The following is a 17447-nucleotide window of genomic DNA, read 5'->3' as shown; positions in this document are numbered from 1 at the left end:
AAACCCTAAGCCTCGGCAGCTTAGGGTTCTCCAAAAGAAGCAGCGGCACGTTCGTGCATTCTGCTCATTTTAGAACCCTTGTCAGCCTCACTGGACTTCTTTTAAAAGGTTTTCTGTATTCGATTCATTTGACTCGTCATCATCCGCTTTTTGCTGCGGCAGGATCAGGTTTAACAGGACACCCGTGATGGCAGCAAGTGCCATTCCAGATAGTGTGAGGTTGATTTGTTTCACCTCAATGAATGCCCCGCCAATTCCGATGACTAAGATGACTGATGCGATAATGAGATTACGCTTTTCTTCAAAATTCACTTTATGATCAATCAGGATTCTCAGACCGCTTGAGGCAATGATCCCAAAGAGCAGGAACGAAACGCCTCCCATGACCGCGGACGGCACTGTACTGATTAATGCTGAAATTTTTCCGACAAAGCCGAAGCAGATTGCAAATACTGCTGCTCCGCCGATGACGAAGATACTGAACACTCTTGTGATGGCAAGGACGCCGATATTCTCTCCATACGTTGTTGTCGGCGGTCCGCCAATGAGTGAAGCGAAAATTGTCGCCGCACTGTCTCCTAAAATGGAGCGGTGAAGACCAGGTTTTTTAATGAAATCTTGCCCTACAACTTTACTTAACACCACTTGGTGACCGATATGCTCAGACATTGTCACAAAGGCAACCGGCACCATTACGGTGAGAATGCTTAAAGTCACAGCTGGTGTGTAGTCCACAAATGGTACAACGAAGTCTGGTACAGCAAACCATTTTGCATCAATGACCGGCTGGAAGTTCACAATGCCTTGTGATAAGGCAAAGAGATAGCCGCTGATAATGCCGATTAATACTGGGATCAAGCTAAGGAATCCTCTTAGGAAAATCATGCTGATAATCGTGACAGCCAGTGTGAAGCCGGCGACCATTAAGTGCTTCAGGCTGTAAACAAGCTCGGTTGCATTCGGATCAACATACATCGCCATGTTGACAGCTGTTCCAGCGAGTCCGAGTCCGATGACCATAATGACCGGTCCTACGACGACAGGCGGTAGAAGCTTCATCAGCCAGCCTGTGCCGAGCCATTTAATAAATAGTGCAATGAGTGCATAAGCGACACCCGCCATGAAGGCACCGACCATTGCGGCTCCAGGGCCGCCTGTGGCTTTCACATTCAGTATGGGGGCGATAAAGGCAAAGGACGATCCAAGATACGCCGGAATTTGGCCTCTTGTGATAATTAAGTAAACAATGGTTCCAACACCACTTGAGATGAGCGCGACTGCTGGACTCATATCAATAATCTTTGGTACAAGTATGGTCGCACCAAACATGGCAAACAAATGCTGAAGGCTAAGTGATAGCCATGTGAACGGTTTTGGGATATCTCGAATGCCTAAATTGGCTTTTTGCTGACTCATGATTTTTCCTCCTAGATGTGTCCTTCTTCATTAAAAAAGCCTCTTTGCGAGTATGCGCAAAGAGGCCTAGAAAAACCGTACACGTCATGTTTGCCGTGCTCGGTATCTCTGTTATTGCCCTCTTTGCAAACTCTCTGGAATGCATTTAAAAAGGTTATTTTTCATATATAGCGACAAGGTCGTTTTGATCTACTTCATTCAGCTGAACCATAACTGTCTCTGCTTTTGATGTCGGAATGTTCTTCCCGATATAATCCGCTCGAATCGGCAGCTCCCGGTGTCCCCGGTCGACGAGAACAGCAAGCTGAATGGAAGATGGTCTTCCTACATCCACAAGGGCATCCATGGCCGCTCTGACGGTTCTGCCTGTAAACAGGACATCGTCAACGACGATCAGTGTTTTGTCATTAATGTCAGCTGGGATGTCTGCACCCTTTACAAGCGGGTCTTGGTTGTCTGTCTTTTTTGTCAGGTCATCACGGTATAGCGTAATATCAAGTTCACCCACTATGACTGGATTTCCTTCAATTTGCTCGATGCGCTCTGCAAGGCGCTTTGCAAGATGAATGCCTCTTGTCTTGATCCCCGCAAGGATGACATCTTTCATCCCTTTGTTGCGCTCAATCATTTCATGTGCAATTCGGGTAAGCGCTCGTCTGATCGCTTGTTCATCAAGAATGACTGCTTTTTGTTCCATCTTTTACACCTCTTTTTGACAAATAAAAAGCCCTTTCTGCAAAGGGCAGAGAGGGGCGTTCATTTGTGCATACACGTGCACAAATTGATCCGTTATCCTTCTCAGCCTCTCTGGACTGTTTTAAAGAATCTTCATTTCTTCGTTTATTATTTCAAAAAAAGAACGGCCTGTCAATCGTTATTTCTTAATGAATCGATAAAAGCTTGCATATCAGCAGGAATCGGTGCTGTGAACTCGATATATTCTCCTGTTCTAGGATGATCAAATCCTAAAACACCTGCATGCAGCAGCTGACCATTGAAATCGACTGTCTTTCTCGGTCCATATTTCGGATCTCCTGCAAGCGGATAGCCGATATATTTCATATGAACACGAATCTGGTGTGTTCTTCCTGTCTCAAGTCGGCACTCCACCACCGTGAAGTCCTCAAAGCGTTCAATCACATCAAAGTGAGTGACGGCTTGTTTTGCACTTTCTTTTGTCACCGTCATGCTTTGGCGGTCTTTTTTGTCTCTGCCAATTGGGGCATCAATTGTGCCTGTATCATGCTGGATAATGCCATGGACAACGGCCGTATATTTTCTTGTGACGGTCTTAGCCACAAGCTGGTTGACGAGTGATTCATGCGCCATATCGTTTTTCGCGACCATTAACAGTCCAGACGTGTCTTTATCAATTCGGTGGACAATTCCAGGACGCATCACACCATTAATCCCTGATAAGTCCGTGCAATGTGCCATCAGACCATTCACAAGTGTTCCGGAGACGTGACCTGGCGCTGGATGAACAACCATTCCTCGAGGTTTATTCACCACTAGCACATCTGCATCCTCATAATAAATATCAAGATCCATTGGTTCTGCTTCTACATCTAGTACTTCTGGGTCTGGAATCTCGACTTTAATCTGATCTCCAGGTTGTACTTTGTAATTGGCTTTCACTTGTTTCCCGTTTACTTCGATCAGCCCATCCTTTACCCACTGCTGGACCTGGGTTCTTGACCATTCTGGATCTGTCGTGCTTAGAAATTTATCAAGCCGTTCACTCGTTTGTACTTCTGAAACGGCAATATTTACTTGATTCATGTAGTTGACTCCTTCGTTTTCTTTCCATCTAAAAGCATTTGAATAAAGAGCAGAATAACCCCTACACATAGAGAAGAATCTGCAATATTAAAGATTGGGTAGTGATAATTCCCAAAGACGAAATGAGCAAAATCTACCACTTCCTGACGGAAAACGCGGTCGATAAAATTCCCAATCGCTCCGCCAAGCATTAAGGCCAGCGCAACTCCAAGCAGCTTGTCCTTTTGTCCATGCTTTTGCAAATAATAAACAATTCCCGCAATAACAACGAGTGTGATCACATAGAAAAACCACATTTGTCCTTGGAGAATTCCCCACGCGGCGCCTGAATTTCGGTGTGACGTGATATAAAAGAAGCCATCAATCACTGGATAAGAATCTCCGAGCATCATATTTTTGACAATGAGCCATTTTGTTAATTGATCTAAACAAATCATCACGAATGCGATTATGTAATAGAACACACACGTTCCTCCACTTTCATACTTTGATCTTTAAGCATTTTATCAAGAAAACAGGGAGGAGTAAAGAAACTTTAGTTGACAGACAAAAACCTCCCTACATGTGGAAGGCTTCAAAATGAGAATCATCTGATTCATGAGGATAAGGAGTGAATGCTTTTTTCTCGTATTGCTTATGATATAAAAAGTCGTCAGCCGTGCGGGCGGTAGGAAGAATAATCATTTGTTCAAGCGGAATGACATGACCTGTCGCCTCACATATACCATAGGTTCCTTGTTCAATTTTTGCAATAGCGAGAGACACATCTTGCAGCTCTTCTTTGATGTGATAAAGAAGCGTGGTCGTTTGGACCTCGTTCATTGAGACATGCTCAGCGGGTGAACGAAATGATGCGTATTCAAACAGTTTAGCTTGCAGCTCTTCTTTCATTTGAAGGAGTTCCGTGTAAATCGTCTCTAGATCGCCATTCATGTCGCTATTTCAACTCCTGCCCTGTCGTGATAATCATATTGTTACCCCGCCTGATCACTTTAAAGCCATAAGATTTTTCCTTTCGTTCTAAACGCTGTCATTTTCTCAGAATAGAAAACGCCCCGCTTATGGCGGGGCGCTAGTTGGTCATATCACACTGTTAATTCTGGTAATATTTTTCCACGATTTCAGCATTTTTAAGCGACAATGTTGGGTATTTCGGATTTGCACCAACATCTTTTGAAATAACGCGAGAACGTTCGCACAATTCTCCATCTGCTTTTTGAACCACAATACGTCCTGATGTGTATTCAGGTGCTGATGCATCTGCATTCTGCTTATCTTCTACCGTTAGTTCAGAGATGATAAAGAGCTGCTTCACATCTTCTTTAATGGATGCAAGAAGGTCTTTCACTTCATCTGTCGCGTAAAGTGTCACACTTGCTTCAAGAGAACGTCCGATGACTTTCTCGTTACGCGCAATTTCGAGCGCTTTTAGCACATCGTCACGCACTTCCATAAAGCGGTCGAACTTCGCTTCTGTCGCTTCTGCTTGAGAAACAGCCACACCTTCTGGCATATCTGTTAACTGAACACTTGGCTCTTCAACAAAGCTTAAGTGGCTCCATAATTCATCTGCTGTATGCGGAAGAATTGGTGCAGTCAGCTTCACTAACGCCATTAATGTTTCGTAGAAGACTGTCTGCATGCTGCGGCGGTCTGGATGATCTGCATGCTCAATGTACACGACATCCTTTGCAAAGTCGAGATAGAATGAGCTTAGCTCAATCGTACAGAAATTGTGAATTGCATGATACACGACCGCAAATTCGTAATCATCATAAGCCTTTTTCACTTTATCAATCAGTTTGTTTAATTTGATCAAAATATATTGATCCACTTCGCGAAGCTCTTCTACAGGTACTGCATGGACTGCTGGATCAAAGTCAAATAGGTTACCGTGCAGGAAGCGGAACGTGTTACGGATTTTACGATAGACCTCTGCTACTTGTTTTAAGATATCATCAGACACCGGGTGATCGGCTTGATAGTTAACAGAAGATACCCAAAGTCTAAGAATTTCAGCACCTAGTTGTTTAGCTACTTTGTCAGGTTCAATGGTATTTCCTAAGGATTTACTCATTTTACGTCCTTCTTTATCCAAAGTCATTCCATGGCTAACCACTCCTTTATAAGGTGCTTTTCCTGTGATAGCTACAGAAGTAGATAAAGATGAGTTGAACCATCCACGATACTGGTCAGAACCTTCAAGGTAAAGGTCTGCCGGACGAACAAGGTCATTTCTTTCTTCTAAAACAGCTTGGTGAGAAGAACCAGAATCAAACCATACATCCATGATGTCCTGCTCTTTTGTGAATTCTCCGTTCGGGCTGCCTGGATGTGTAAAGCCTTCTGGCAATAGTTCTTTCGCTTCTTTTTCAAACCAAATATTCGAGCCATGTTCTCTAAATAATTGAGAGACATGCTGAATTGTTTCATCTGTGATGATTGGCTCACCATTTTCGGCATAAAAGACCGGAATTGGAACGCCCCATACACGCTGTCTTGAAATGCACCAGTCACCTCTGTCACGCACCATATTGAATAGGCGTGTCTCGCCCCATGCTGGCACCCATTTCGTTTCTTTAATATTGTCTAGTAGCGCTTCTCTAAAGTCTTTAATCGATGCAAACCACTGAGCGGTTGCACGATAAATCGTTGGTTTTTTCGTTCTCCAGTCATGCGGGTAAGAGTGCGTGATAAAGTCGAGCTTTTTCAGCGCGCCTTTTGCTTCAAGCTGTTCTGTGATGGCTTTATTGGCATCCTCGTAAAATAGTCCTTCAAAACCAGGTGCTTCGTCTGTCATGACACCTTTTTCATCTACTGGACATAGCACATCAAGACCGTATTTCATACTAACATTAAAGTCATCTTCCCCGTGACCTGGTGCTGTGTGAACACAGCCTGTACCTGCATCCGTTGTCACGTGGTCACCAAGCATCACAAGGGAATCTCTACCATAGATCGGATGCTCTGCAACGACGTTATCTAATTCTTTTCCTTTTAATGTTTTCACGACTTCATACTCTTCAAAGCCAAGCGTTTTTGCCACTTGTTCAACAAGCTCAGATGCGACAACATATCGCTCAGCACCTACTTGAAGAACGCTGTACTCTAGGTTTGGATGAACACAAATGCCAAGGTTTGCAGGAAGTGTCCAAGGTGTTGTTGTCCAGATGATGAATTGTTCGCCATTTTCAAGTACGCCTTTTCCATCTTTCACTTTAAATGAAACGTAAATGGATGGTGAACGTTTGTCTTTATATTCGATTTCCGCTTCAGCAAGAGCTGACTCACTTGAAGGAGACCAGTTAACAGGTTTTAGTCCTTTGTAAATATAGCCTCTCTTCGCCATTTCACCGAAGACAAGTATTTGCTGCGCTTCATACTCAGGCTTTAACGTGACATATGGATTATCCCAGTCTGCTCTGACGCCTAATCGCTTAAATTGATTGCGCTGACCTTCGATTTGCTTCCAAGCATACTCCTCGCATAGTTTGCGGAATTCAGCTGTCGACATTTCTTTACGTTTGACTTTTTTATTTTTAGTGAGCGCTGTTTCAATTGGTAAGCCGTGTGTATCCCAGCCCGGTACGTACGGTGCATGGAAGCCATTCATTGATTTAAAACGGACAATAAAATCTTTTAGGATTTTATTGAGTGCGTGCCCCATATGAATGTCACCATTCGCATATGGAGGTCCATCATGCAAAATAAAGGTCGGGCGTCCTTTTGTACGCTCTAAAACCATTTGATAGATGTCTTTTTCTGCCCACTCCTCTTGGATTTCAGGCTCTTTGTTCGGCAAGTTCCCTCTCATTGGGAATTCTGTTTTCGGCATTAATAAGGTGTCTTTGTAGTTCATACCCATTCCTCCATATGCAAATTCTGATTAAAAAACAATAAAAAAAGCCCTCTCATCCCATAAGGGACGAGAAGGCTTGTCTCGCGGTACCACCCTTTTAGACAAGCGCTATGACACAGCCGCTTATCCACTCTAAAATCGTAACGTGATCAGACGCCTTTTCTTACTGGTCATTTCAGAAAAGGAACTAAAGGGGTGATCTCATTGCAGCGTCTCGTAATGTCAGGCTTCCACCATCCCTGATTCGCTTTATTACGCATATGACAACTGCGAGTGTCCCTTTCAAACGTTTATCTCTTGTTAATTTATGATGGTATTATATGCAACTTGCACACATCATGTCAAGATGATGCGCTTATTCTTTTTCATCAAAGACAGCGTCAACTTCATATTCCAGTAAATGATCCCAATCGTCATTTTTTAGAAGATCAAGCTGAGCTTCGATGAGCATTTGGAATCGAGTTCTAAAGACTTTCGACTGCTTCTTGAGCTCTTCGATTTCCATCGCAATCTTTCGTGATTTAGATAGCGCTTCGTTGATAATACGATCTGCATTTTTCTCCGCTTCACGAATAATCAATTTCGCTTCTTTATCAGAATGACGTTTGACGTCTTCTGCTGCTTCCTGCGCCACAAGAATTGATTTGTTTAATGTTTCTTCAATTATTGCAAAATGACCTAGTCTTTCGTCAAGCTCGTTTACTTTTTCTTCGAGTTCATTCTTTTTGCGAAGTACGATTTCGTAATCTTTACGTACTTGGCTTAAAAACTCGTTTACTTCATCTTCGTCATATCCGCGAAAGCTTTTTGTGAACGTTTTATTATGAATATCATTAGGTGTTAATGGCAACCTCGCCACCTCCAGATTCAAGTTCGTTATGTCAGAAGCTCAAATGTTACTTTAAATTTATCTTTTTTGGTCTTCCCATCAATCGTTTTGAGGCTAAAGCGGCCAAATCCCCTGACAGAGAGCTGATCGCCTTCGCCAATTGTAAAGGAAGGGTCCTCAGTGACTTTCCAGTTAACTTTGACAAGCCCATTTTTGACCAAAAGCTGTGCCTTTTGCCGAGACTGACGGCTGATTGCAGCACATACCGCATCAAGCCGCAGTGAAGAAATTGTATCTTCTTTGATGTCAGTCTTGCTGATAACCGGCTTTAAATCTGCTTGCGTGATTTCCTCTAATGAAACGGAGGCTCTGCCTACATGCGTCAGCTGCGCTCGAACAAAATCGGCGACATCACTCGTACAAATAAACTGCACATCTTCCTCTGAAAATAACAAATCTCCAAATTTTTGACGCTTCAAGCCTGTCCCAATCAGTGAACCAAGGAGCTTCGGGTGTTCTAACGAAATAAACTTTTTCGCATAGTTCACCTGAAAATAAGAGAGCTCAGCATCCTGAGTAGCCGGTTGTAAATATTCAGGATAAATGAGCGCTCTTTTGCGCTCCGCTCCTTCATACCCGCCAAAAAACATGATCCCAAGCTCATCAGCATGCTGGATGACGGACTGGGTAATAAACTGCTCACGCGGATCAAGAAAGTCTGTTAATTTCATTCGATACTGGTCGAGTGCGATTTTTTTCCAGCCTAACACTTGGTCGACAAATGGCTGTTCGTCTTTTCTAAAATGTTGATAAATATCGCTCATTTTGTTCCCCTCTTATGTAAAAGAGCCTGGCAGCGCCAAGCCCGGCAGCCTGTCTACATGAAGCGTGCAATCATATTGTAAAGACCAGTTAGTCCATATGTTGATGCAAAACGAATCACAAGCAATGCCACAATTGGCGAAATGTCAATCATGCCAATTGGCGGAATAATTTTACGAAATGGTTCTAAATACGGTTCGCAAATATTTGTCAGAAAGCGCCCAATTGAAGTTTCTCTTGCAGATGGCACCCATGACATAAAGATGTAAATAATAATCGCGAATGAGTAAATCGTTAATACCGTTTCTAAAATACTAAAAATGAAATTTAGAATCACTATGATTTACCACCTCTGAGGTTCTTCCTCTGTCAAAAGTTCTGATATTGTGCCAGATACATCCACATTATCAGGTGTGCAGAGGAATATATTCGAGCCAATACGCTGGATGTCTCCACCGATTGCATAAACAGTTCCGCTTAAGAAGTCGATGATTCGCTTTGCTTGATCGTGCTGAATGCGCTGCAAATTTACGACGACTGCACGTCTGTTTTTAATATGGTCTGCAATCTCCTGCGCTTCTGCATAAACACGCGGCTCACTTAACACCACTTTAGAGGATTTCTGCACGCTTTGCAAGCTGACGACATTTTGTTTTCCTGTCTGTGGACGCTCTTGAAATGCCGCTTTGTCCTTCGTGCTTTTTTCTTCTTGAACTGGTTCTCTTTCTTCATCAATATATTCGTACTCATACTCTTCATCGTCGAGAGTGAAAAAGCTTTTAAACTTATTTTTTATGCTCATGTCACGCACCTCCTGTTTCATTTCCAACAAGTGAAGAGCCAATCCGAACGAATGTCGCACCTTCTTCAATTGCGATTTCAAAATCATTTGACATGCCCATCGATAAATGCTGACAAGGTGCATTCACTTGGTTAAGATGTTTTACTTCTTCTTGAAGGTTTTTTAATGTTTTAAAGCAGTTTCGTATCACAGTGTGATCGTCTGTAAATGAAGCCATTGTCATCAGTCCAGCAATTTCAATCTTTTTGAAATCAGCGAGCTGCTTCACAAATGGAATCACGTCTTCACTTTGTAAGCCATGTTTTGACTCCTCCAGCGATGTGTTCACCTGTACAAAACAGCGAACCGTGTGATCCACTCTTTTTTCAATTTCATTCGCAAGAGAGATCCTGTCGAGCGAATGTAAGTAGTCAATTGTCTGAATGACAGATTTCACTTTTCGTGTTTGTAAACTGCCGATGAAGTGCCAGCTAATGCTTTCATCGGTTATGGCCGCTTGTTTTTCAAGTAACCCTTGGTCACGATTTTCTCCAAAATGCAAAATTCCTGCTTCTTTGGCTTCTTGTGCTCGCTCAATCGAGACATATTTTGTGACAGCGACGACTGATATATCGTCTGGGTTCCGGCCGGCTCTTTTACATGCTTCGTTTATTTGTTCATTTATTTGTCTGAGATTCTCTCGTACATTCAATTGCTATTATGCCTCCTTAAACCCGACAAAAGACATCATACGTCCTGTTTTTCCTTGATCACGCCGGTGTGAGAAGAATAGCTGATCATTGCAGCTTGTGCACATCGAACTGACATGTATGTTTTCTTCTTTCATCCCTGCATGAAGCAATACGTTTTTGTTTAATGTTTTTAAGTCTAATTTATATTGTCCTTGTGATATCTCGGAATACACATCCTCTGTCAAAAAGGGAAGCTGTTTCACTTGATTCAAGACCACATCATCAACTATGTAGCAACAGCTGCCAATGGATGGTCCAATGACGACTTGTATTTGATCGGTCTTAGCACCTTCTTGATTGACCCATAGATCTATCATTTTTGCACCAATTTGTTTGACGGTTCCTTTCCATCCGGCATGGGCTGTTCCGATGAGGACATGTTGCGGAGCTAGAAAATAAAGCGGAACACAATCGGCGAAACAAAGAGCGAGCATGATGTTCGGTTCAGACGTATATAAGCCGTCTGTTCCAGGCAGTGCCTCATGATAATGAAGACTTCCTCTTCCTCTTTGCTCCTTGGTGACTTTCTTGATGCGGTCCTCGTGTGTTTGGTCTGCAAACACCCAATCAGAGAGCGGCACAGCAATAGCATCTGCTATGACTTGACGATTCAGTTGGACACTAGAAGCATCATCTCCTACATGGAGTCCAGTGTTCAATGATTGATATGGAGAAAGGCTGAAGCCGCCATTTTTTGTCGTAAATCCGGCCAATACCTCTTTACCAGAACATGTCATGTTCGTCCAATCATGAATCATCATTGCATAAGGTGATTTCTGCTGAAAGGGGTCATAATTGTGTGTCAAAGCTGCCCTCCCACCTTTCATTCATCTCTCTTTATATCGCTCCTATTTTACCACAAGACATGCGTAGACAGTTAGTGGGATTCATTAAATATTACACTCAAATGTGCCCTTTCTACAGGTTTTTTTGCAAATTGATATGAAAACGTAATCTTTTTACCCGAAAAAGACATTGTTTGCTGAGAATGGAGAGCTTATGTTAAGGATCATTAAATGATTCATTGAGGAGTTATACGAATTTTAAGAAGACAATCGGACAAGTATCACATCTTCGCCAATTTTTACTATATTTCGCCACGGGACAATCATTTCCTCTTCTTTCCCGAAAAATCCCATCATTTTACCTGTGCCGCCGATAATGATTGCTTGTATTTTACCGCTCGTGACATTAATATCAATGTCCCCAATGGTGCCTAGTTTTTTTCCGCTGGACACATCGACAACATCCTTGATTTGGAATTCAGAAATACTGATCATCTGTCCTTCCCCGCCTTTCGTTTTCTACTATAATATGTATGATGGAAAAGCAGGGACGCAGACCAATAGTTTCTTTTATCTACAATTTACTTAAGTGAGGACGGCCATTTCTCCACATCACATCTACCGGACATTCAAAGAAGGAAGAAAGCAAGTCGCTTGTCATCATCTCTTTTGTTTCTCCTTGATCAAAAACAGTCCCATCTTTTAATAATAAGGTATGCTGAAAAACAGGCAAAATCTCTTCTGCATGATGGGTCGTGTAAAGCAAAGTAGGCGCATCAGGCTTTGAAGCAATGAATGAGATGGTCTCCAGCACCTGTTCTCTTGCTAAAAAATCAAGACCTGTCACAGGCTCATCTAAAATCAGGAGCTTGGGATCATTCATTAAAGCCCTCGCAATCAGGACTTTCTGCTTTTCTCCTTGTGAGAGGGTTTCATATGTCCGGTTTGCATATTTGAACGAACCAAATGCTTTTAATAGATCAATGGCTTTCTCTCTTATCTCATCTGTCGGAGTTTCATAAAGCCCGATGGAGGCAAATGCCCCGCTGAGAACAATTTCAAATGCATTGTCGTCTCTGTGCAGTTTCTTTTCAAGTCCCGCAGAAATGAGGCCAATTTTCTTCCTGAGCTTTTCGCCAAGAGCCTCTTTGCCAAAGATATGTCCCAGCACGGTCATCTCACCTGATGAAGGGAAATAATATGAGCAGAGCATATTTAATAAAGCGGTTTTCCCCGCACCATTTAAACCGTAAAGCACCCAGTGCTCCTCTTTGTTCACATGCCAGTCAACAGACTGAAGCAGCCATTTTCCATTTCGTTTTAATGAAACATTCTTCAATTCAAGTGACACCATCATTTCCCCCTGAGTAAAAATTCTGAATAAACAAATAATGAATGTTTACAGCATATCGCAATTGCTCTTTCTGGTAAACCTCACATAAAAAAAGCTGCTCCTTTTACGGAACAGCTTTTCTTCATAGCTACGAAATTTCAATTCGCACGCCTTCTTTTATATCAGGAAACGTGTGCGGGGATGCAAAGACAGCTCCCGGTAATACATCATCAAACGGCTCTTGGAAGTAGATCGAAATATGGCCGAGTTCTTTAAAGTTGTCATTTGCTTTATTGCCAAGGGCTGTGATCGTGTACGTTTGATCGCCCACTTGAATGGTACCGCCCAGTTTCAACGGCTCTTCTTCTAAATGTTCGAACTCATGAATGACGGACATATCTCTTAATTCCTGCGGCGCTGCGGGTCCAAATAAAACAATCAGCTTATCTTCTTTAAATTGCGGGACTAAGATCCCAATTTCTTTTACAACAGATTGTGTGACCATGTATCTCGATTCCTCCTTTAATACGTTTAATACATACCGAAGCTGGCAGCGTATGCGATCACAACAGATAGAACACCTGTAATGAGACGGCTATACAAAACAGCTGGTACTCCATATTGTACCGTTTCCGGCTTCGCTTCACCAAGTGATAGCCCAACTGGAATGAAATCACACCCTACTTGACCGTTGATGGCAAATAGTGCAGGAAGTGCAAATTGAGGCGGAATATTTCCTAGTGCAATTTGACTACCAATCAGAACACCGATCACTTGTGCAATGACTGCACCAGGTCCTAAGACAGGTGATAGGAATGGCAATGTACAGACCACAACGAGCAGTAAGAGTCCCCAAATAGATCCTGCCAGTGGTGATAGAAAATGGGCAATCAAGTCACCAATTTTTGTATAATTGATAATTCCAATTAACATACTGACAAATGCCATGAACGGAATAATGTTTTTCAAAAGCATATCAACGGAATCACGACCAGCCTGATAGAACGTACCGGTGACTTTCCCAATTCCTCTTGAGAACCTCATCAGGAAATTACCTTTTTCCTGACGCTCGAGATTTTCCTCTTTCAGTTTTGAATAGGTTTCTTTGAAATTCTCCTTGTCAATCGGCTCACTGTTTTCCTGACCTTCTACTTTTGCCTCACCACCCGATGCTTCCGCAAAGGAAATATCTTTTTCTGTAACGCCTGATACGAAGATATCCTCTGTAATATGTTTTGCAAGCGGTCCAGAAGGAGAGGATGCCAAAACGTCTACAGTTGGAATGCGCTTCATTGGATAAAGTCCGATTCGCGCGGTTCCTCCGCAATCAATGACAACACACATCATTTCATCTTCTGGTATCGAGTTTTTAAAGCCATCACATGCTTCTGTCCCTGTCATTTCTGCAATTTTACGTGCAACTGGGTGAATGCCTCCCCCTGTAATGGAAACAACCTTTCTTTTTTTACCGGTTGGTTCAAGCTCCAAGCCTTGTCCCCATCCGCCAGCACCTTTTGCAACAAATACTTTGTGGTTTGTCATGTCTAACCCTCCCCTATTGTGAATTCGCTTTCATTTTTCCTGCTAAGTACTTTGTAATCCATTCAGTAATAATACCGCGAAGTAAAATGACGACGATCCCGACTAAGAAGTACCGAACAGCAAGCTCTGACATTGAGTATCCTGCCTCTTTAATACCGTTCGCAATCCCTAAGTAGACAAACAGTTCTCCTGCGTTGGCATACGGAAACAGTGATGTCACCGGATGAACAAATGAAACAGCTGAATCATAGAATGCTGGTTTTTGTTTTTCGGGTAAGAAGCGGCCAAACGTATAAGCCATTGGGTTTGTCAAAATAAGAACGGATAAGATCGGCATTAACGTGTAGCGCAAAATGGTATATTTCGCAGCAAACTGAATCGCTCTATTCACTCGCTCTTCTCCAATAAACTTCATGACAGCATAAGTGAAAGTAAGTAACACAACAAGCGTTGGAACGATACCTGTAACAAGACCCATGAATTGCTTTCCGCCGGCTTCAAACATTCCGATAAAGTGCTCTCCAAACCATTGAATCCATTCCATGTTTCATCTCCCCTTTCTTTAGTTCACATTTGTTATATTTTTTTTCGAAATCGAGACAAGTGCCTGTTCAGCCGCCATGGAAAGTGCGTGCATGACAGCTGGCCCCTTTTTGCGTTTTTTCAACGTCTGCTTCATCATATGGTGTTCGTCTAACACAGCCCCTACATGCTTTCCTTCATATGAAGGGATTTCTTTAAATTTAGATAAGATCGACACACCGCCAAGCACATGGCATTTTTGTATGATATACGATTCATCTACAATGATGAGCGCAATGGCTCCAGGGCCAACTTTGCGCCGCTCCATTCCTGAAAATAAGTGGTAGCCTTGCTTCCCTCTGTAATCATCAATAAGTGAATCCATGCTCTTGCGGTAGTACTTGATTTGAATAAAAGATAACCCGTACTGCACAATGAGAATGATACAAAGTACGATCGCTAATTTTTCCACAGCTTCACGTCCTTATGATTGAAATAAATGATCTTGTAATGAACGCAGCTTCCAGACCGTTGTGTTTGAATCAAGCTCTACATCATCATGAGTCAGGAATTGTCCTAGTTTGATGTCTTTTTTCGCTACGACTTTTCCGCTGATTAAACCAATTGGAATGTGGCCGTTCGTTTTCATGTCTTGATGTGTTTCAAGAACACCTCTTACGGAGTATCCGCCAATCCCGTCAAGTGATTCTCCAGCTTTAATATCTCTTTTTGCCACAGCGACTGTTTCTGATACTGGTACACCAATTGGGTGGATGGATGAATCATGCTGTAAAACTGCTTTTGCGATGGTAACAGGTGTTTCAAGACTCGCTAAGTGGAAAGGACGGTAAAGTGTGTAGTGTGGGCCTTTTCCAACTTTTAAGTAGCGCAGCTCTTCATCTACTGGCTCAAGGTCACTCTTCACGATGACAAATACACCTGGTGCAAGTCCATTTACATATTCAACGACTCCGAAGTTATCGAGTACGCCGCCTTGCTGTTTTTGATTCAATTTATCTGCTACATTTTCTAAATTGGCTTCGACTCCGTGCATACCGACTTTATCTGGCAGAAGCCCTGTCGCGTTACTTAATAAGTTCATTTCCGCCATTGTTTTTGTTCCGTCCTGGAATGCAGCCAGCATATGTGCACTCATATGTTTACTATCTGCTTCTGCTTTACACGTATCTGGATTTGCTTCTGGGAAGAATGGGTTGTTCTTTCCTTTCCCTGCAACGAGTACCTCAAGACCCATTGTTTTCGCGAATTCATATAATTCTAGTGTTGCTGCTGGTTCGTCTCCAGCTGATCCTGAGTAAACAAGTCCTGCATTTGTGAATAACTTATGCATGACCAACCCGATGGTAATATCAACTTCTACATTTAAAAGAACGAGATGTTTTTTCGAATTAAGCGCTTCCAAAGAAATGTTTGCTCCGACCTCTGGGACACCTGTTGCATCTACGACAACTTCTACGGAATCTGATTGAATCACTTCTCTGTAATCATTTGTGACAACCATTTGATGCGGCTTTGCATGCTGCTTGTAAAAATTCGCTGCCTTCTCTGCTGCACTAAGGTGAATATCACAAACACCAGCAACAATCATGCCTGGAATTTTAGAAATTTGTGAAATGAGTCCAAAGCCCATTTGACCTGCTCCAATAATCCCTACTTTGATTGGATCTCCACTGCGTTCTCGAGCTAACAATTGTTGATAGATAGACATTTAAATCATCCTTTCAGGTTTTCTTGCTTCTCAATAGATTGCTAGAAATATAATCTGAAACTTTTAACAAATGTTATAAAAATTAACAAAAATCTGTTTCTTGTAACATTTGTTATTTTGTTTATCATTTGTTATGAACTTAGTTTATATGATGTGTCAACTTTGTGTCAAGCTAAAATCGATAAAATTTTCAATCTTTTTGAGTCTAAAGACTCAAAAAAACTACCTAATGATATTAGGTAGTTACTTTAATAAGGCATCTCCAGTTCGTTCATCGGTAATTAATACATGAATTAATCCACCTGCTAATGCCGCCCGAATTGCTTCAATTTTCTCTTCGCCACCAGCGACACCTATGACAAGCGGAATTTCTTTTAGCTTTTGGGGGCTTATGCCCATCACCCGGTCGTTCCATGGGTGGGGATATACTTCCCCTTGATGATCAATAAAGTTATAGCAAATGTCACCTGCTACATCCTTTGCTTGAAGGATGTCCTCTTCGCCACTTGTCATATAGGATTTCACCATCGTTGAATGCTGCGGAACACCACCAATTCCGACAACCGCGATATTTGATGATTCTCCTAGTTCAATCACTTTTTTGATCGACGGCTGCCGGATCAGGACATCTTTCGCTTCTTTCGTATCAAGCATGACAGGTACATGTAAAAACTCACATTTAGATTTGAGTGCCTCTGTGCATCTCGCAATAATATAGTTGGCGTGGATATCGACATCTTCATTTCCCACACCTCCGACAAGCGGAACAAATGTCACGGATGGATAGTGCTGAACAGAGGTAAGCGCTTTTGCCATTTCATGCAGCGTTGTCCCTGAGGAAAACCCAATAACTTGTCCATCCTTCATCACTTTTAATAAAAAGCTTGCCGCCGCGGCACCGATTCGGCTTTTGGTTGTGTCTTTGCTGAGTGTTTCCACACAGACGACTTCTCGCAGCCCATATTTGCGTTCTATTTTTCTTTCTAACGATCCATACTGTTGGTTGACTTCATCATGAATAATGATTTCCACGATTCCTGCTTCACGTGCTTTTGCCAAATATTTCGATATGAGCGAACGACTAACCCCAACCGCTTCTGCGATGTTAGATTGAGTGGCGCCTTCTTCATAATACATATGCGCAACCTTAATGAGCAGCCTTCTTTCATCATGGAATGTCATAATAACCCTTCTTTCCGCTTAAGTGTTCCCTAACAAATGCTATCTAAAATAACATTTGTTAAAAACAGATTAAATGAAAAAAATAACAGAGTCAATACTAGAGGCGTGTTCTC

Annotated in this window: 20 protein-coding genes and 1 other annotated feature; all 20 genes read right to left on the bottom strand. The window is 42.3% G+C overall.

Annotated elements, in window-relative coordinates; genetic code table 11:
* Positions 1-87: 87 nt before the first annotated feature.
* Positions 88-1416: a solute carrier family 23 protein gene (locus MHI33_RS08940; RefSeq protein WP_065097238.1), complete on the bottom strand. Its 1329-nt coding sequence runs from the start codon at positions 1414-1416 to the stop codon at positions 88-90.
* 154 nt (positions 1417-1570) lie between these two features.
* Positions 1571-2113: a bifunctional pyr operon transcriptional regulator/uracil phosphoribosyltransferase PyrR gene (gene pyrR, locus MHI33_RS08935; RefSeq protein ID WP_012009892.1), complete on the bottom strand. Its 543-nt coding sequence runs from the start codon at positions 2111-2113 to the stop codon at positions 1571-1573.
* A 170-nt stretch (positions 2114-2283) separates the two neighbouring features.
* Positions 2284-3198 (bottom strand): RluA family pseudouridine synthase, encoded by a 915-nt coding sequence (locus MHI33_RS08930; RefSeq protein WP_340910719.1) that lies wholly within the window; start codon positions 3196-3198, stop codon positions 2284-2286.
* Entirely contained in the window at positions 3195-3662 is a 468-nt protein-coding gene (gene lspA / locus MHI33_RS08925) for a signal peptidase II (RefSeq protein WP_012009890.1), read from the bottom strand. Before lspA ends, MHI33_RS08930 begins: the two co-directional genes overlap by 4 nt.
* Positions 3663-3756: 94 nt before the next feature.
* The gene (locus MHI33_RS08920) at positions 3757-4131 is read right to left on the bottom strand and encodes a TraR/DksA family transcriptional regulator (RefSeq protein ID WP_265208337.1); all 375 of its coding nucleotides are present in this window, start codon (positions 4129-4131) and stop codon (positions 3757-3759) included.
* A gap of 160 nt (positions 4132-4291) precedes the next feature.
* Positions 4292-7057, bottom strand: coding sequence for an isoleucine--tRNA ligase (gene ileS / locus MHI33_RS08915; protein ID WP_340910715.1), 2766 nt, complete (start codon positions 7055-7057; stop codon positions 4292-4294).
* Between the two features lie 59 nt (positions 7058-7116).
* Positions 7117-7353: a binding site (T-box leader), on the bottom strand.
* A 59-nt stretch (positions 7354-7412) separates the two neighbouring features.
* Entirely contained in the window at positions 7413-7907 is a 495-nt protein-coding gene (locus tag MHI33_RS08910; protein WP_044141980.1) for a DivIVA domain-containing protein, read from the bottom strand.
* 26 nt (positions 7908-7933) lie between these two features.
* A complete protein-coding gene (locus tag MHI33_RS08905; protein WP_340910712.1) occupies positions 7934-8710 on the bottom strand; it encodes a YlmH family RNA-binding protein in 777 nt (258 codons plus the stop codon).
* Between the two features lie 53 nt (positions 8711-8763).
* Positions 8764-9045 (bottom strand): YggT family protein, encoded by a 282-nt coding sequence (locus MHI33_RS08900; protein ID WP_284906420.1) that lies wholly within the window; start codon positions 9043-9045, stop codon positions 8764-8766.
* A 6-nt stretch (positions 9046-9051) separates the two neighbouring features.
* The gene (sepF, locus tag MHI33_RS08895) at positions 9052-9510 is read right to left on the bottom strand and encodes a cell division protein SepF (protein ID WP_340910707.1); all 459 of its coding nucleotides are present in this window, start codon (positions 9508-9510) and stop codon (positions 9052-9054) included.
* 1 nt (position 9511) lies between these two features.
* On the bottom strand, positions 9512-10201 hold the full coding sequence (locus tag MHI33_RS08890; protein ID WP_340910705.1) for a YggS family pyridoxal phosphate-dependent enzyme: 690 nt from the start codon (positions 10199-10201) through the stop codon (positions 9512-9514).
* 6 nt (positions 10202-10207) lie between these two features.
* Complete coding sequence (pgeF, locus tag MHI33_RS08885; protein WP_340910702.1) at positions 10208-11047, bottom strand: peptidoglycan editing factor PgeF; 840 nt, start codon at positions 11045-11047, stop codon at positions 10208-10210.
* A 237-nt stretch (positions 11048-11284) separates the two neighbouring features.
* Positions 11285-11521, bottom strand: coding sequence for a YlmC/YmxH family sporulation protein (locus MHI33_RS08880; RefSeq protein WP_008344958.1), 237 nt, complete (start codon positions 11519-11521; stop codon positions 11285-11287).
* Between the two features lie 79 nt (positions 11522-11600).
* The gene (locus MHI33_RS08875) at positions 11601-12377 is read right to left on the bottom strand and encodes an ABC transporter ATP-binding protein (protein ID WP_044142098.1); all 777 of its coding nucleotides are present in this window, start codon (positions 12375-12377) and stop codon (positions 11601-11603) included.
* Positions 12378-12507: 130 nt separating this feature from the next.
* Positions 12508-12864, bottom strand: a complete 357-nt coding sequence (locus MHI33_RS08870; protein ID WP_007499733.1) for a PTS glucitol/sorbitol transporter subunit IIA — start codon at positions 12862-12864, stop codon at positions 12508-12510.
* Positions 12865-12890: 26 nt separating this feature from the next.
* Positions 12891-13901, bottom strand: coding sequence for a PTS glucitol/sorbitol transporter subunit IIB (gene srlE, locus MHI33_RS08865; RefSeq protein WP_044141984.1), 1011 nt, complete (start codon positions 13899-13901; stop codon positions 12891-12893).
* A 13-nt stretch (positions 13902-13914) separates the two neighbouring features.
* On the bottom strand, positions 13915-14445 hold the full coding sequence (srlA, locus tag MHI33_RS08860; protein WP_003210918.1) for a PTS glucitol/sorbitol transporter subunit IIC: 531 nt from the start codon (positions 14443-14445) through the stop codon (positions 13915-13917).
* Between the two features lie 18 nt (positions 14446-14463).
* Positions 14464-14895, bottom strand: a complete 432-nt coding sequence (locus tag MHI33_RS08855) for a transcriptional regulator GutM (protein ID WP_340910696.1) — start codon at positions 14893-14895, stop codon at positions 14464-14466.
* Between the two features lie 12 nt (positions 14896-14907).
* Positions 14908-16152: an NAD(P)H-dependent oxidoreductase gene (locus tag MHI33_RS08850; protein WP_012009880.1), complete on the bottom strand. Its 1245-nt coding sequence runs from the start codon at positions 16150-16152 to the stop codon at positions 14908-14910.
* A gap of 243 nt (positions 16153-16395) precedes the next feature.
* Positions 16396-17334, bottom strand: coding sequence for a sugar-binding transcriptional regulator (locus MHI33_RS08845; protein WP_034662535.1), 939 nt, complete (start codon positions 17332-17334; stop codon positions 16396-16398).
* Positions 17335-17447 lie beyond the last annotated feature (113 nt).

This window comes from Bacillus sp. FSL K6-2971, from assembly GCF_038006405.1.
In the GTDB taxonomy this organism is placed as follows: Bacteria; Bacillota; Bacilli; order Bacillales; family Bacillaceae; genus Bacillus; species Bacillus pumilus.
The sequence above is the reverse complement of the archived record's forward strand: the minus strand, read 5'-3'. Positions and strand labels throughout refer to the sequence as shown.

Bases quoted from the DNA above. Each gene is read 5' to 3' on its own strand.
- MHI33_RS08940 (WP_065097238.1), bottom strand. From the start codon at position 1,416: ATGAGTCAGCAAAAAGCCAATTTAGGCATTCGAGATATCCCAAAACCG.
- pyrR (WP_012009892.1), bottom strand. From the start codon at position 2,113: ATGGAACAAAAAGCAGTCATTCTTGATGAACAAGCGATCAGACGAGCG.
- MHI33_RS08930 (WP_340910719.1), bottom strand. From the start codon at position 3,198: ATGAATCAAGTAAATATTGCCGTTTCAGAAGTACAAACGAGTGAACGG.
- MHI33_RS08920 (WP_265208337.1), bottom strand. From the start codon at position 4,131: ATGAATGGCGATCTAGAGACGATTTACACGGAACTCCTTCAAATGAAA.
- ileS (WP_340910715.1), bottom strand. From the start codon at position 7,057: ATGAACTACAAAGACACCTTATTAATGCCGAAAACAGAATTCCCAATG.
- MHI33_RS08905 (WP_340910712.1), bottom strand. From the start codon at position 8,710: ATGAGCGATATTTATCAACATTTTAGAAAAGACGAACAGCCATTTGTC.
- sepF (WP_340910707.1), bottom strand. From the start codon at position 9,510: ATGAGCATAAAAAATAAGTTTAAAAGCTTTTTCACTCTCGACGATGAA.
- MHI33_RS08880 (WP_008344958.1), bottom strand. From the start codon at position 11,521: ATGATCAGTATTTCTGAATTCCAAATCAAGGATGTTGTCGATGTGTCC.
- MHI33_RS08870 (WP_007499733.1), bottom strand. From the start codon at position 12,864: ATGGTCACACAATCTGTTGTAAAAGAAATTGGGATCTTAGTCCCGCAA.
- srlE (WP_044141984.1), bottom strand. From the start codon at position 13,901: ATGACAAACCACAAAGTATTTGTTGCAAAAGGTGCTGGCGGATGGGGA.
- srlA (WP_003210918.1), bottom strand. From the start codon at position 14,445: ATGGAATGGATTCAATGGTTTGGAGAGCACTTTATCGGAATGTTTGAA.
- MHI33_RS08850 (WP_012009880.1), bottom strand. From the start codon at position 16,152: ATGTCTATCTATCAACAATTGTTAGCTCGAGAACGCAGTGGAGATCCA.
- MHI33_RS08845 (WP_034662535.1), bottom strand. From the start codon at position 17,334: ATGACATTCCATGATGAAAGAAGGCTGCTCATTAAGGTTGCGCATATG.